This is a genomic window from Streptomyces sp. NPDC087844 (assembly GCF_044742785.1).
Taxonomy (GTDB): domain Bacteria; phylum Actinomycetota; class Actinomycetes; order Streptomycetales; family Streptomycetaceae; genus Streptomyces.
Genome location: NZ_JBIUVD010000022.1, coordinates 71,777 through 86,600 on the forward strand (window position 1 = coordinate 71,777; position 14,824 = coordinate 86,600).

14 protein-coding genes and 1 pseudogene are annotated in these 14,824 nt (G+C 71.4%); 6 read left to right on the forward strand and 9 right to left on the reverse strand.

Annotated elements, in window-relative coordinates:
* Positions 1–21 precede the first annotated feature (21 nt).
* The gene (locus tag ACIOKD_RS33065) at positions 22–507 is read left to right on the forward strand and encodes a cation:proton antiporter regulatory subunit (protein ID WP_402091386.1); all 486 of its coding nucleotides are present in this window, start codon (positions 22–24) and stop codon (positions 505–507) included.
* Between the two features lie 4 nt (positions 508–511).
* Positions 512–1,759 (forward strand): cation:proton antiporter, encoded by a 1,248-nt coding sequence (locus tag ACIOKD_RS33070; protein ID WP_402091388.1) that lies wholly within the window; start codon positions 512–514, stop codon positions 1,757–1,759.
* 417 nt (positions 1,760–2,176) lie between these two features.
* Here the strand turns inward: ACIOKD_RS33070 and ACIOKD_RS33075 are convergent, their stop codons facing one another.
* Together ACIOKD_RS33075 and ACIOKD_RS33080 are read right to left on the reverse strand one after the other, a co-directional pair.
* A complete protein-coding gene (locus tag ACIOKD_RS33075) occupies positions 2,177–2,386 on the reverse strand; it encodes a twin-arginine translocase TatA/TatE family subunit (protein WP_402091391.1) in 210 nt (69 codons plus the stop codon).
* 31 nt (positions 2,387–2,417) lie between these two features.
* Positions 2,418–2,993: a TerD family protein gene (locus ACIOKD_RS33080; protein WP_107017966.1), complete on the reverse strand. Its 576-nt coding sequence runs from the start codon at positions 2,991–2,993 to the stop codon at positions 2,418–2,420.
* Between the two features lie 79 nt (positions 2,994–3,072).
* Here ACIOKD_RS33080 and ACIOKD_RS33085 point away from each other — a divergent pair, with 79 nt between their 5' ends.
* On the forward strand, positions 3,073–3,471 hold the full coding sequence (locus ACIOKD_RS33085; protein ID WP_402091393.1) for a BlaI/MecI/CopY family transcriptional regulator: 399 nt from the start codon (positions 3,073–3,075) through the stop codon (positions 3,469–3,471).
* 112 nt (positions 3,472–3,583) lie between these two features.
* Here ACIOKD_RS33085 and ACIOKD_RS33090 read toward each other — a convergent pair whose 3' ends face one another.
* Entirely contained in the window at positions 3,584–4,552 is a 969-nt protein-coding gene (locus ACIOKD_RS33090; RefSeq protein WP_402091396.1) for a sporulation protein, read from the reverse strand.
* Between the two features lie 309 nt (positions 4,553–4,861).
* On the opposite strand from ACIOKD_RS33090, the gene ACIOKD_RS33095 reads away from it, so the two are divergent.
* Together ACIOKD_RS33095 and ACIOKD_RS33100 are read left to right on the forward strand one after the other, a co-directional pair.
* Positions 4,862–6,235, forward strand: coding sequence for a hemolysin family protein (locus ACIOKD_RS33095; protein ID WP_402091398.1), 1,374 nt, complete (start codon positions 4,862–4,864; stop codon positions 6,233–6,235).
* Entirely contained in the window at positions 6,232–7,263 is a 1,032-nt protein-coding gene (locus ACIOKD_RS33100; protein ID WP_402091400.1) for a hemolysin family protein, read from the forward strand. The genes ACIOKD_RS33095 and ACIOKD_RS33100 overlap by 4 nt, the downstream gene beginning before the upstream one ends.
* Before the next feature lie 122 nt (positions 7,264–7,385).
* On the opposite strand, the gene ACIOKD_RS33105 is transcribed toward ACIOKD_RS33100, so the two are convergent.
* The gene (locus ACIOKD_RS33105; RefSeq protein ID WP_402091403.1) at positions 7,386–8,015 is read right to left on the reverse strand and encodes a GNAT family N-acetyltransferase; all 630 of its coding nucleotides are present in this window, start codon (positions 8,013–8,015) and stop codon (positions 7,386–7,388) included.
* Positions 8,016–9,041: 1,026 nt separating this feature from the next.
* Entirely contained in the window at positions 9,042–9,389 is a 348-nt protein-coding gene (locus ACIOKD_RS33110; RefSeq protein WP_402091405.1) for a MerR family transcriptional regulator, read from the reverse strand.
* 592 nt (positions 9,390–9,981) lie between these two features.
* Between ACIOKD_RS33110 and ACIOKD_RS33115 the strand changes: the two genes are divergently transcribed.
* Entirely contained in the window at positions 9,982–10,383 is a 402-nt protein-coding gene (locus ACIOKD_RS33115; RefSeq protein ID WP_402091407.1) for a hypothetical protein, read from the forward strand.
* 196 nt (positions 10,384–10,579) lie between these two features.
* Here ACIOKD_RS33115 and ACIOKD_RS33120 read toward each other — a convergent pair.
* The 4 genes and pseudogenes from ACIOKD_RS33120 to ACIOKD_RS33135 all read right to left on the reverse strand — a co-directional run.
* Positions 10,580–10,876: pseudogene (locus ACIOKD_RS33120) on the reverse strand (SCO5918 family protein); the annotation flags it as partial.
* A 149-nt stretch (positions 10,877–11,025) separates the two neighbouring features.
* Positions 11,026–12,552, reverse strand: coding sequence for a DEAD/DEAH box helicase (locus ACIOKD_RS33125; protein ID WP_402091409.1), 1,527 nt, complete (start codon positions 12,550–12,552; stop codon positions 11,026–11,028).
* Positions 12,553–12,877: 325 nt separating this feature from the next.
* Positions 12,878–13,081 carry a cold-shock protein gene (locus tag ACIOKD_RS33130; RefSeq protein WP_107017975.1) on the reverse strand — a complete coding sequence of 68 codons (204 nt, stop codon included), beginning with the start codon at positions 13,079–13,081 and terminating at the stop codon, positions 12,878–12,880.
* A 393-nt stretch (positions 13,082–13,474) separates the two neighbouring features.
* Positions 13,475–14,803, reverse strand: coding sequence for a lipase family protein (locus tag ACIOKD_RS33135; RefSeq protein WP_402091412.1), 1,329 nt, complete (start codon positions 14,801–14,803; stop codon positions 13,475–13,477).
* Positions 14,804–14,824 lie beyond the last annotated feature (21 nt).

Consider the following 14,824-nt stretch of genomic DNA (forward strand, 5'->3'; position numbering starts at 1 on the left):
ACATCGGACAGGGGACCAGCCATGGGCACTCCACGCATGAGCAGTACGCCGTTGCCGGGAATCGGGGTGCGGTACGACCTGACGACCCGCGAGCAACGCCGCCTCTCGGTGGTCGCGCACCGCGACGGAGGCCGGACGCTGAGCGCGTACCGCGAGGACGACCCGGACGCCTGCGCCCTGTCCGTCCGGCTCTCCGCCGGGGAGTCAGCGGCGCTCATCGACGCCCTGATGCCCGCCCACCACAGCCCCAGCCTGCTGTCCACGACCGAGCTGGGCCTGGTGGCCGAACGCATCGAGCTGTCGTCGGTCTCGTACTGGAACGGACGCCTGCTGGGCGAGACGTGCATGCGGACCGAGACCGGTGTGTCGATCGTCGCCGTACTGCGCCGCGCCGAGGCCATCCCCTCGCCGACGCCGGACTTCCGGCTGGCCGGCGGGGACACCTTGATCGTGATCGGCACCCGCGAGGGCGTGGAGTCGGCCGCGACCATACTCGGAAGGGAGTGAGCACGTGCACTCATCAGCGGTCTTCCTGATCGAGTTCGGCGCGATCATCCTCGGCCTGGGACTGCTCGGCCGGTTCGCCGGACGGTTCCAGTTCTCGCCGATACCGCTCTATCTGCTGGCCGGGCTGGCGTTCGGCGAGGGCGGGCTGCTGCCGCTGGGCACCAGCGAGGAGTTCGTCGCGATCGGCGCCGAGATCGGCGTCATCCTGCTGCTGCTGATGCTCGGGCTGGAGTACACGGCGACCGACCTGGTCTCCAACCTCAAGACCCAGTACCCGGCGGGCCTGGTGGACGCCGCCCTGAACGCCCTGCCCGGTGCGGCGATGGCGTTGCTGCTCGGGTGGGGGCCGGTGGCCGCCGTCGTCCTCGCCGGAGTCACCTGGATCTCCTCGTCCGGTGTCATAGCCAAGGTCCTCGGCGACCTGGGCCGGCTCGGCAACCGTGAGACTCCGGTCATCCTGAGCATCCTGGTCCTTGAGGACCTCTCCATGGCGGTCTACCTGCCGATCATCACCGCGCTGCTGGCCGGCGCGGGTCTGGCGGCGGGCAGTGCCACGCTCGCCATCGCGCTCGGTGTCGCGGGGCTCGTGCTCGTCGTCGCGGTGCGGTACGGCCGCCACATCTCCCGGTTCGTGTCGAGTGACGATCCGGAGAAACTGCTGCTGGTGGTGCTGGGGCTGACCCTGCTGGTGGCCGGTGTGGCGCAGCAGTTGCAGGTGTCGGCGGCCGTGGGGGCGTTCCTCGTCGGGATCGCGCTGTCGGGGGAGGTGGCAGAGGGGGCGCACGGGCTGCTGTCGCCGCTGCGGGACCTGTTCGCCGCCGTGTTCTTCGTCTTCTTCGGGCTGCACACCGATCCGGCGAGCATTCCGCCGGTGCTGCTGCCCGCGCTGGCACTGGCCGTGGTCACGGCCGGGACGAAGATCGCGACGGGTTACTGGGCCGCCGAGCGGGCCGGGATCTCGGTGAAGGGGCGGTGGCGGGCCGGGGGCACGCTGGTCGCTCGCGGTGAGTTCTCGATCGTCATCGCCGGGCTGGCGGTGACGTCCGGGATCGAGCCGCGGCTCGGGCCGCTGGCCACGGCGTATGTGCTGATCCTGGTCATCGTCGGGCCGCTCACGGCGCGGTATACGGAGCCGGTGGCCGCGCTGTTGGGTCGGCGCCGCCGGCCGGTGCGTCCGTCCGAGCCGGGGCCGCCCGGGACGGCGCAGGACCGAAACCTGGTCCCGAGCCCTGACGCGCCGGCGGAGAAGTAACGACCCGCCTGTGCCGGGTGCGGGTCTGCCGTGGCTGGTCGCGCAGTTCCCCGCGCCCCTTGGGCGGGTGGGGGACCCGCTTGCCGGTCTGGTGCGGCTAGTTGGTGGCTGAGTGCGCCGTTCCCCGCGCCCCTGCAGGCGGAAGGCCGGCGTGCGGTGTTTCGGTTCCCCGCGCGCAGAAGCCAGGGCGCAGCCCGGCTTTCAGGGGCGCGGGGAACGGCGCGGCCGGCCGTAGTCGGCCCGTGCAGGAGGGACAACCGGGTCCCCCCACTCACCTAAGGGGCGCGGGGAACGACGCGGCCGGCCACAGCCGACCCGCGCGGGAGGGACAACCGGGTCCCCCACTCACCTAAGGGGCGCGGGGAACGGCGCGCTCAGCCGTGGCTGGCCCGCACCTGCCCCGCGACCGGCCCCGGCTCAGGCCCCCGAGGGCGGCGTCGGGCGGTCCGGTGGGACGACCTCTCCCTGGACCACCCGTGGAGCACCCCCGTCCGCCCCCGCCTTCCTCTCAGCCTTCAGGATCCGCGCCGACTTCCCCGCGGAACGGGCCAGATCCGGCCCCTTCTTCACGGCCAGGACGACGGCGACGACGACGAGGATGACGGCGAGCTCGCTCAGCCCGAACATGAGCGTCCCCTCCCCTTCCGCCCCGCCGCCGTCAGACGCCGACGCCGAAGTCGGAGGCGATGCCCGCGAGCCCGGAGGCGTATCCCTGGCCCACCGCGCGGAACTTCCACTCCGCGCCGTGGCGGTACAGCTCGCCGAAGACCATCGCCGTCTCGGTGGCGGCGTCCTCGGACAGGTCGTAGCGCGCGATCTCGGCGCCGCCCGCCTGGTTGACGACGCGGATGAAGGCCCCCCGGACCTGCCCGAAGCTCTGCCCGCGGGCTTCGGCGTCATGGATGGAGACCGGGAAGACGATCTTCGCGACCTCGGCCGGCACAGTCGCCAGGTTCACCTTGACCGACTCGTCGTCGCCCTCGCCCTCACCCGTGAGGTTGTCACCGGTGTGCTCGACCGAGCCGTCGGGGCTCTTCAGGTTGTTGTAGAAGATGAAGTGCTGGTCGGAAAGGACCTTGCCCGACTCGTCGACCAGCAGCGCCGAGGCGTCGAGGTCGTAGTCCGTGCCCGTCGTGGTCCGTACGTCCCAGCCGAGGCCGACCAGCACGGCGGTCAGGCCCGGCGCCTCCTTGCTGAGCGAGACATTGCCGCCTTTGGAAAGGGAAACTCCCACGCCGATCTCCTTATTGGTGCGAACGTACCTCGTGGTGCAGAATCTACAGCACTGTAGAAAATAAGGAAGGAGACAGGACGTGACGGACCGGCGACAGCGTCCCCCGCGGCGGGGACAGGGTGAGCTGGAGGCCCAGGTCCTGTCGGCCCTGCGTGCGGCGGAGGGGCCCGCGACGGCGGGCTGGGTGCAGGAGCGCCTCGGCGGGGACCTCGCCTATACGACGGTGATCACGATTTTGACGCGGTTGCTGGCCAAGGGCGCGGTGAGCCGTGAGCGCGTCGGCCGGTCCTTCGTGTGGACCCCGGCGTCGGACGAGGCGGGTCTGGCCGCCCGACGGATGCGCCGGGTCCTCGACGGCGAGCGGGACCGGGGAGCCGTACTCGCGAGCTTCGTGACGTCCCTGGAGCCGAACGACGAGCGACTGCTGCGCGACCTGCTGGCCCACCCCGGGGCAGAGGCGGGGGAGAGGGAAGGCTGAACGCCGTCCGCCCGGGGCAAGCCCCGTGACGGCGCGGTGCGGCGCGGCGCTGTCAGCTCACGCCTCAGCTCACGCCTCAACCCACGCCTCAGCCCACGCCGCAACCCACGCCCTATCCCTCGCCCTCCCCCTCGTCCCCTTCGAAGAAGTCCCCCACCTCGTCCACGACTTCCGCCGCCACCAGCCCGCCGGCGACCCCGACCGCGAGCCCCGCCGCACCCGCGGCGACCCCCGCACCGATGCCGGGGACCGACCGCTCGTGCGGCTCGTGCCGGTCGTGGCCGTACGCCGCGTCCGGATCGTAGGACTCCCGGTGCTCGACCAACTGCCGGACCCAGCCGTCGACCACGGCGTTCCAGTCCTGGTGGCCGACCCCCTCGTGGGAGACGGTGAAGCGGGTGAGCGTGTCGTCGCCCGAGGAGAGGAGGCCGCCGCGCTTGTCGGCCTCCAGGACCACCTCCATGGCGGCGGGGGCGGCGAGGAAGGTCACCTCGATCTCGTTGACCGCGTGGGCGTACGCGGGAGACGGGGTGAGTTCGAGCTCCTGGTAGAAGGGGAGTTGCTGACCCGTGCCGCCGATCCGGCCCAGTTCGAGGTCCGCGGACCTGAAGCCGAAGCCGAGCTGCCCGAAGGCCTCCAGGATCGCCTCCTGGACGGGCCGGGGCGCCACGGTCAGCCGGTCCAGGTCGCCCTTGTCCCGCGCGCCCGCCACCGAGAGTTCCGTACGCAGGCCGAGGGCGACGCCCAGTTCCTGCCCGTACAGCTCGGTGACCGGGGTCTCCCACGGGAGCGTGACGCCGAACGGGACGGTCCGCTCCTCGCCCTCGGCGAGACGGAAGCCGCCGCCGACGGTGAAGCGGTCGAAGACGACCCCGCTCTCGCTCTCCCCCTCGTCGTGTTCGGCCTCGACGCCCGCGACCAGTTCCAGCGCGATGTGCTCGATGTCGACGTCCGAGCCGCCGCCCCTGAGCCGGATCTCGCCCGAGAGGGTCCCGCCGGGCAGGGCGGGGGCGGGGCTCAGGACCGTGTCCACCGTGGGGCCGCCCACGCCGAGTGATCCGAGCAGCCGTTTGAACACCATTGAGGGGTCCACTCCTTCATGTGCGGGTGGTCGTGCCGGGTCATGCTCTACGTACATGTAGAGGCATGTAGAGGTTAAGGGCGGCCGGTCGTGCCGGAACGAGGTGCCCCCACCTGCCGGCCCGCGGTGAACGTGAGCTGTGCCACTCGCGCCCGGCGCCTCTGGACGGGGTACTTTGCGATTCCTTTACACTGGGACGAACGCTTGACGACGACGAAGGAGCAGCGGTTCCACCATGGGTGAACCTCCTAGTACCAGCCGTGCCACCCCCGGCCCGAGACGTATGCGTACGGGAGCGGGGGTGGCACGGTGACCGAGATCCTGCTGCTGCTGCTCGCCCTGTCGCTCACGCTCGCCTGCGCGGTGTTCGTGGCGGCCGAGTTCTCGCTGACCACCGTCGAGCGCGGTGATCTGGAGCGGGCGGCCGAAGCGGGTGAGCGAGGCGCGGACGGTGCGCTGAAGGCCGTACGGAAGCTGACGTTCCAGCTGTCCGGTGCCCAGCTGGGCATCACCGTCACGTCCCTGGTCATCGGCATGCTCGCCGAACCGTCACTGGCCGTCCTCCTGGAGGGCCCGCTCACGTCGGTGGGCCTGGGCGGCGCGGCCTCGACGACGGCGACACTCCTCGGTGTGGTGCTCTCCACCGTCGTCCTGATGGTCGTCGGCGAGCTGGTGCCGAAGAACTGGGCGATCTCCCGCCCGCTGGCCGTCGCCAAGGTGGTCGCGGGACCGCAGCGCGCCTTCACGGCGGCGTTCGGCCCGTTCATCCGGCACCTCAACAACACCGCGAACCGTTTCGTACGCCGCTTCGGCCTGGAGCCCGCCGAGGAGCTGGCCTCCGCGCGCGGCCCCGAGGAACTGGTCGCGCTGGCCCAGCACTCGGCCGCGCAGGGCGCCTTGGAGCCGGACTCCGCCGAACTGTTCGTCCGTACGCTGCACCTGGGCGAGCTGACCGCCCAGAACGTGATGACACCGCGCGTCGACGTGCGGGCGCTGGAGGCGCACGCCACGGCCACCGACGCCGCCAACCTCTCGCACGCGACCGGCCTGTCCCGCTTCCCGGTCTACCGCGACAGCCTGGACGAGGTCGTCGGCACGGTCCACATCCGTGACGTACTCGCCCTGGAGCCGGACAAGCGGGCCACGACACCCGTCACCGAACTGGCCACGGCCCCGCTCCTTGTGCCCGACAGCCTGCCCGCCGACCGGCTCCTCGAACGGATGCGCATGGCCCGCACGATGGCCGTCGTCATCGACGAGTACGGCGGCACGGCGGGTGTGGCCACGGTGGAGGACATCGTGGAGGAGGTCGTCGGCGAGGTCCGCGACGAGCACGACCCCGTCGAGATCCCCGACCTGCTGCCCGCCCCCGCCACGGCGGACGGCCGCGCGGCCTGGGACGCGGACGGCGGCGTACGGCTGGACGAGCTGGCCGCGATAGGTCTGCGCGCGCCGGACGGGCCGTACGAGACGGTCGCGGGGCTTGTCGCCACGCGGCTGGCCCGCATCCCGGCCGAGGGCGATGTCCTCGACCTGGGCGGCTGGCGGCTGGCCGTCCTCGCCGTGGAGCACCACCGGGCCGACCGAGTCCGTATCACCGGACCGGCCGGCGAGCCGGCCGACGAGCCGGACGGCGCACCTGACAGCGAGCCGGTCGGCCAGAACGCGCGGGAGTCCCGATGAACACGTCCACCACCGTCCAACTGCTCATCGGCGCCCTCACCCTGCTGACCAACGCGTTCTTCGTCGGCGCCGAGTTCGCCCTGATCTCCGTACGCCGCAGCCAGATCGAGCCGCTGGCCCAGGAGGGCAACAAGCGCGCCCGGATGACCCTGTGGGGCCTGCGGCACATCTCGGCGATGATGGCGACCGCCCAACTCGGCATCACCGTCTCGTCGCTGGTACTGGGCGCGGTCGCCGAACCGGCCATCGCGCACCTGCTGGAGCCCGCCTTCGAGGCGGCGCACATCCCGCACGGTCTGGTGCACCCGATCGCCTTCGTGATCGCGCTCACCGTGGCCACGTATCTGCACATGCTGTTCGGCGAGATGGTGCCGAAGAACATCGCGCTCGCCGCGCCCGCGCAGACCGCGCTGCTCCTGGGCCCCGCGCTGGTGGCCCTCACCCGGGCCCTGAAGCCGTTCATCTTCGGGATCAACGCCTTCGCCAACGCCCTGCTGAAACTGCTGCGCGTCGAGGCCAGGGACGAGGTGGAGTCGGCGTTCACGGACGACCAGCTCGCCCGGATGGTCGTCGACTCCAGCGAGGCCGGACTCCTGACGGCCGCGGACGGCGAACGGCTGCGCGACGCCCTGGAGCTGGGCACCCGCCCGGTCGGCGAGATCCTCGTCCCGGCCCAGCGGATGCGTACGGTCGACGACACCGTGACCCCGGCGCGGCTGGAACGCGCGGCGGCCGAGGCCGGCTTCTCCCGCCTCCCGGTGACCGGCGGGGACGGCACACTGCTCGGCTACCTGCACATCAAGGACACCCTCGGCGTCACCGAGCGCGACCGGCCGTTCCCCCGGAGCGCCCTGCACCCGGTGACCCGTGTCCGCATCGACACCCCGCTCGACGACACGCTCACCGCGCTGCGGTCCACGGGCAGTCACCTCGCGGCGGTCACCGGCGAGGCCGGCAAGGTCCTCGGCTTCGTCACCATGGAGGACGTCCTGTCGGAGCTGGTCGGACCGTCCCCCGCGGAGGTCTGACCAGTGGCCCTGTCGACCGCCGCGACAGTCGTGGCGACGCATGCGGTGATGTGAAAGTCACCTTCGAGGAGCGGGTCCGGGTCCGGGGCCTGGCCCTGGCCCTGGCCCTGGCCGCCGTGACGTCACCGCAGCGGTCTGCGGATCCAGACCTCCCCGGTCATCGAGTCAGGGCCGGGACCGGCGCCGAAAGCCATGTCCGGGGCGGTGTGCGGACCGAGGACACCGAACCTCGACCATCCCCAGGCGCGGAACGCCTGTGCCGCGGCGCCCGGCGACTCACCGCCCCCGTCGGCGCCGTCCCCGCTGTCGGAGGGGCGGTCCGTGTCCCGGCCGGTGGCCGCGACGACCAGATCGGCGTCGAGCCGGATCAGCAGCCGTTCGACCAGGCGTGTGGCGATGCCGCGGCGACGGTGGGCCGGCAGCACCATCAGTTCGGCGAGCAGGAACGTACGGCCCGAGGCGGTGAGTTCCTCGATGTCCCTCGGCAGCTCCCCCTGGAGGTCCGACCACCACTCGCCGGTACGCGGCACCCGGAACCCGTACGCGCAGCCGACCGTCCCGGCCGTGTCGGCGACCACCATGTCGAAGCCGGTGTGCTGCACATGCTGCTCAAGCCGGAGCAGGAAGCCCTGGCGGTCCCGGTGCTCCGCCCCCGCCGCGCCCCGGTACGCGCTGACGTACACGTCCGCGACGGCGTCCCGCTGTTGCTCCGCCTGCCACCGGGACAGTCTGCGCAAGTACACCTCTGCCATACGGGCCTCCCCCCGGCCGCGGGACGGACATCCCCGGACTCGGCATCATCACAGCAGGAGCCGCCGTGGTAAACGGGGCCTTCCGCACGGGTCGGTGATGCTCCGTCATGTCCGAGGGCGTACTCGGCCGGTCGCGCGGCCGGGCAAGGGGGGTGGGAGCGAGGTGGGTGTGCGGCGGGGGACCCGTGGAACACATGTGCCACGGGCCGTGCGGCCGTGGACGGCGTCGCCCGACGGCCGACGGTTCCGCGGGGCTGTGCAGGGCCGCCGCTCTCGCCTACGCTCGGAAGAGAATGATGAGTGAGGCTCACCTGGACCCCGTGGTCAGGACCTGAGCCCGCCGATGCTGCGAAGCCGTGGTCCACGGCTTCCCTCGCGCCCCCGGCCCCTGGGTGCACCAGCCCCTGACCCCTGGTGCCGGGACGAGGCGATCGAGAACGCCGAGCGAGTTCCCCTTCCCGCCGCTTCCCTTGCCGGCGGGCCCCCGTCCACATGTCCCTTGCGGACCCGCCGGCGGTGCACTCCCGCGTGCCGCCGCGACCCGCCGAGGGATCTCATGCCCTGAGACCGCTGCCGGGGGGCGGCGCGGAAGGGCGGTGCGGTCGCCGCCGGTGGGCACGACACCGGCGGCGACCGTCACACCACGGGCCCGGCGACGCGCGACGTGCGCGCCGCGTCATCGGCGTCCTCGGCTGCCGACCGGTACGTCACGGACGGATGACCACGAGCGCGGTGCCGTCGTCCGACCCGCGTCGGCGCGGCGCCCGGACGAGCGTGGCGCCCGGCGTGCAACCCACGGTCGTACGTGGGTACGTGGGTACGTGGGGTCGAGCGCCCAATCACGCTGACGAGGCCGCCTAGGCACTGTGTGCAGCCTGTGTGACGCTGCTGCGCGGATTCGCCGGGGGCTCAAGGGCGATGCCGCGCGCATCAGGACATCGCGCCCGCCCCGGAGGAACGCGTGCCATCGCGCCCGAAGGGGCGCGGGGAACCGCGCGACGGGCCACGGCGCACCCGCCGGGCGGGTCAGGACGTCCCGGAACCGTCCGACGCCCCGTGGCTCGCCTCGCGCCGGTACTCGGCGTTGATCCGCTGTGCTTCCTCAAGCTGGTCCTCAAGGATCACGATGCGGCAGGCGGCCTCGACCGGGGTGCCCCGGTCGACCAGCTCGCGCGCGCGGGCTGCGATCCGGAGCTGGTAGCGGGAGTAGCGCCGGTGCCCGCCCTCGGAGCGCAACGGGGTGATGAGCCTGGCCTCCCCGATGGCCCGGAGGAAACCAGGTGTGGTGCCGAGCATCTCGGCGGCCCGGCCCATCGTGTACGCGGGGTAGTCGTCGTCTTCCAGTCGATCGCCCAGCGGATTCTCTGCTGTCATGTCACCTCGTTCTGCAACGCGTCGAGGGGCCCTGGTGCCGTACGGCACCAGGGCCCCGAAGGAAATTGAACACCATCTGCCGGCGCTACTGTCGCGCCGGCCTTCTGTTTCCGCCGCCCGGCCCGGGAGAGGGCAGGGAGTACGGGGACCTTGGTTGCGTGACCGGGGACCACCTTCCAATCCGGGGTCTTGGCGGGCCCGGTCGAATGTTCTCGGCCGGGCGATCCTGATGGCGTCTGCTCCTTCCGTCCTTTCCTCACATCCATGGGGGTGCTGGCTGCTGCTGGTGGCGGCCCCTCGGCCCGCGAGCCACCCAGCGCGGTCGTCAGTCCCGTCACCGTCCTGCGAACCACGTGGCTTCGAAACTCCACAACCGCTCTGAACTGCGCACTTCTCGTACTTCGACCCGCCAGTTCGTGTCTGCGGGCCTTGCTCGACCTCGTCTATGAGAGAAACCTTAGCCACGTGCGCGGCCAATGTCTACTCTGTCAAAGACAGATTTTGGTCAGCATGAATCCTAAGTATCTTGGTGTCATCTCCACGGGAGGTGGGTAGGGGCGACCAGGGCGACCGCTGGATAGAATCGGCTTCCATGTCGAACCCTGACGAACTGCTCGTCGGTATCTCAGCCCTGGTGGAGTCCGGGCAGAGCAATCGGATGTCGCTGACCGTGGTCGCCGGTGGTGCTGTCATCACCGGCAGACTGGCTCCCGAAGCCGTGTGGCGGAAGCGGGTCTCGGAGGTGCTGAAGGACTCCGACCATCTGGGCCCCTTCGCCGCCGTGTTCCTCGCGGACCGGCCACAGGACCGTGCCGACCACGCCGATCACGCCGATCACGCCGACCGTGACGAGGCGCCCACGCATCTGCACTTCCATCTCGCCCGCATCCTGCAGGGCAACGTCGGGATTCCCGAGACCGGCGGGATGTACCGCGTCGCGATCACGGATGTCAGCGCCTGGACCGTGGGCGACTTCAGCTACTCCGACCACTGAGCCGCCGGTACCCGTCCGTACCCGCCTACACATGACGAAGGGCCCTGCCGACGTGCGTCGGCAGGGCCCTTCACTGTCCTGCGGGTCAGCCGGCGACGGCCGCGTCCGCGTTCATGTCCGCGTTCATGTCCGCAGGCGCCTCGGCGGGCACGTCGGCGGGCGCGTCGGCGTTCACGGCCGCGGAGGGCTCGGCCTCGCCGAGCATCGCCGAGGCGTTCTGGAGCGGGGTCAGGGCGCGCGGCGCGGCGGGCGTGGGCTCCTGGACGCTGCGGCAGGTGAAGCCGAGGCGGGCCATGGCCCGGGTGACCTCACCGCCGGTGAAGTCGCGGCGGTCCTGCCGGGTGATGATCTCGCCGACCTGCTTGACCGGGTACTGGCGGCGGCCGATGAGCACGGACTCACCCGTGATGGCCTCGGGCTTGACACCCTTCATCGAGTCCAGCACCCCGCCTTTGGTGAGGTCGAACGGGAACCGGGCGATGACACAGCGCATGATGCCTCACAGACAGAGAGGGAGAAGGAGGGCCGACCCGGGACGGGGACGGGGTGGGGCGGGGTGGATCAGCCGGGCGCGGCGAGGACGTCCAGCCCGGACCGGTCCCCGACCGGCCCGCGCATGCGTCACCCCGCCCGGCCGTGCGCTCAGGCAGCCGCGTCGACGGCGGACGAGCGGGGCGCCGAGCGGCGTGCCGCGTCGCCCGTGGAGCGGCTGCGGCTGCCGCGCCCGCGCCGGCCGCGGGACGCCGCGGAGGGTGCGGAGGAGGAGGTGCTGCGCCGGGGCCGCTCGGAGGCGGGGGCGGTGATCGTGACCGGGACGCCCGAGGGGGCCTGGGCGCCGGTGATGCGGTTCAGCTCGGCTTCGCCCGAACGGACCTGCGTGGTCTGCGGGTTGATGCCCGCGGCGACCATCAGACGGCTCATCTCACGGCGCTGGTTGGGGGTCACCAGCGTGACGACACTGCCGGACTCGCCCGCGCGGGCCGTACGGCCGCCGCGGTGCAGGTAGTCCTTGTGGTCGGTGGGCGGGTCGACGTTCACGACCAGGTCGAGGTTGTCGACGTGGATCCCGCGCGCGGCGACGTTGGTCGCCACCAGCACCGTCACATGCCCGGACTTGAAGCGGGACAGGGTCCGGGTGCGCTGCGGCTGGGACTTGCCGCCGTGCAGGGCCGCGGCCCGTACACCGCTGTTCAGCAGGTGGTCGGTCAGCCGGTCCACCGCGTGCTTGGTGTCCAGGAACATGATCACGCGGCCTTCGCGGGCCGCGATCTCGGTGGTCGTGCGCTGCTTGTCCGCGCCGTGCACGTGCAGGACGTGGTGCTCCATGGTGGTCACGGCGCCCGCGGACGGGTCGACGGAGTGGACCACGGGGTCGGTCAGGTAGCGGCGGACCAGCAGGTCGACGTTGCGGTCCAGCGTGGCCGAGAACAGCATCCGCTGGCCCTCGGGGCGCACCTGGTCGAGCAGCGCGGTGACCTGCGGCATGAAGCCCATGTCGGTCATCTGGTCGGCCTCGTCGAGGACCGTGATGGCGACCTGGTTCAGGCGGCAGTCGCCACGGTCGATGAGGTCCTTGAGGCGGCCCGGCGTGGCGACGACGACCTCGGCGCCGGCGCGCAGCGCACCGGCCTGCTTGCCGATCGACATGCCGCCGACGACGGTGGTCAGCCGCAGCCGCAGGGAGCGGGCGTACGGGGTGAGCGCGTCGGTGACCTGCTGCGCCAGCTCGCGGGTCGGTACGAGGACCAGGGCCAGCGGCTGCCTCGGCTCGGCGCGCAGGCCCGCCGTACGGGCGAGCATCGCGAGGCCGAAGGCGAGGGTCTTGCCCGAGCCGGTGCGGCCACGGCCCAGTACGTCACGGCCCGCGAGGGAGTTCGGCAGGGTCGCGCCCTGGATCGGGAAGGGCACGGTGACGCCCTCATGGCCGAGCGCCTCCAGCAGCTGCGCCGGCATGTCGAGGTCGGCGAACGCCTCGACGGCGGGCAGGGCCGGGGTGATCGACTTCGGCAGGGCGAACTCGCCCTGGGGGGAGCTCTGTCGGCGGCCGTAGCCGCCGCTGTCGGAGCGGCGCGGGGAGCTGGAGCGGGTACCGCCACCGCTCCGGCCGGCGCTCGGAGCTCCGGCGCTGCGGGTACGGGAGAAGCGGTCATTCGAGCGCGTGCGGTTCACGTGGAACCTTCCTTGACATGGCGCGTATCAAGGAATTCCCGCGGATAACGAGCCGCGCAGAGAATTGCAAGAACGAGCCGAAGTAATGGGGAGCCGAATCGGTTGGAGAATCGAAGCGGCGGGGAATATTCGCGGGGGGCCTCGCCGGAGCGCGTTGCGCGTTTCCTGGGACGGGGTCGGTCGCTCCGTGCGGGTGGCTCCGAAGGATCTTCATCCGGAGCTTGGACGGAGGACCCCGTGAAGCGGGTCGCGAATCCCCTGGAATGCAGCGAGCTGGGGCCCGCACCCCAAGGTGCGGGCCCCAGCTGCGAAGTGCGTGCCGACGTCAGGCGGGAACGATGTTCTCGGCCGTCGGGCCCTTCTGACCCTGCGCGATGTCGAACGTGACCTTCTGGCCCTCGTTCAGCTCACGGAAGCCCTGGGCGGCGATGTTCGAGTAGTGGGCGAAGACGTCAGCGCCGCCACCGTCCTGCTCGATGAAGCCGAAGCCCTTTTCTGCGTTGAACCACTTCACGGTACCGGAAGCCATTTTTTTCTCCTTCGGGGCGGTGCGTCGGAGCGCACACTGTGCGCACTCCGTGTCGCCGTGATGATCACCCCACCGGAAATGAAACCGGAGCCATAAAGGATCCCCACCCGTAACGAACTGGTGGGGATGCCTGTCAAGATTTTCGGGAACCACAACATGCAACTGAGATCGAGACTAGCACGCTGCGATCGGTGGTGCATGATGAATGATTTCGCTCAGCCTGTCGAGTAAGTAATTATCATCGCGCGTCAGGGTCAATTCTCATGTGGCGGGCACAGGTATTGATTGGCCAGGGGCCATGGTTCCTGTACGCCACCCGTCGCCCGGCGGCGAGCCCTGAGGGAGGGCTGCCGCCGGGCGGGGCTTCGTGCAGGGGGCCCGCGGCCCTCTTGCTCAGGGTTGGATCGGGAGTGTCCGGCAGTTGGAGGTGGCGGGCTCGCCCGACAGGCGGTCCGTCAGCCAGTCGATGGCGTCTCCCTGGTCGGTCAGCAGGGGGGCGAAGTGGTTGAGCAGCGCGCTGCCCACGGACGGCAGGACCACCGGCTTGTAGGTGACGTCGGCCCCCTTGCGGCACCAGTCGACCGCGAGGTCCCGGGACTGGCCGTGGGGGACGAGGTTGTCGCTGACGCCCGTCGCGAGCCGGACCGGCCCCGACGGCTTCAGCCTGCCGATGCGCTGGCCGTCGAGGAACGTCCTGAGTTCGGGTGTGGCGGCGATGATGTCGCCGAGGGAGCGGCCGTCGGTCGTCCATTTGGTGCTCTTGGTGTAGCCGTAGCCGAAGAGGGCGTCACCGACGCACATGGTGGACAGATCGGTGAGGGCCGCCTTCCCGGCCGTGTTCAGATGCGCCTCGGCGATCGGCTTCAGCTCCGGGTCGGACTGGAGGAAACCGTTGAGCGACCAGCCCAGCGCACCGGCCAGTTCGCTGCCGTCGATGGCCTTGGTGACGGCGGTCAGGTCGGCGGGCGGCGCGCCCGAGTAGGTTCCGGCGAGGGTGACGTCGGGGGCGTACGAGGACTGCAGTTCGGCGGCGGCGGCGGTCGCTCCGCCGCCCTGGCTGTAGCCGAACAGCCCGACCGGGGAGTCCGCGGTGACCGAGGCGCCGCCGAGCGAGCGGGCCGCGCGGACGGCGTCGAGGACCGCGTGCGCCTCGTCGACCCGGTCGACGTACGTGTGCAGCCTGTCGGTCGCGCCCAGGCCGGCGTAGTCCGTGACGACCACGGCGGCGCCCTTGGCGAGCAGCCGGTAGATCGACAGGTCCTCGTAGCCGACGGAGACCGTCTCGCCGTTGAACGACAGCGGATGTTCGAGGCCCATGGACGCGGCGCACTGGTCGCCCTGGCCCAGGGTGCCGGGTGCCAGCGCGACCAGGGGCCGCGGTCCGCCGCCCGTCCAGCGGGCCGTCGGTTCGATGTACGCCCCGGTGACGGCGACCGGCTTACCGTTCGAGTCGGTGGACTTGTACATCAGCCTGGTCGCGGTGCCCGGCAGCGGTCCGTCGAGGCTCGGCAGGCTGAGGGCCAGCGGGAGCGGTTCGCTGCGGACGAGCGTGCCGTTCGCGGCGGGCAGGGTGGTCGGCGGGTTGTAGAAGGCGGGGATCGTGACGCCCCGGGACACGACCTCGTCCGCCGCCGTGGCGGCGGTGGCCGTGAGTGCCTGGGCGAAGAGGCAGGCGGCGGCGGTGGTGACTGCCGCGGCCGGCAGTTTTCTGCGTGCGGGCATGGCGAACCTCCTGTGGAGCGG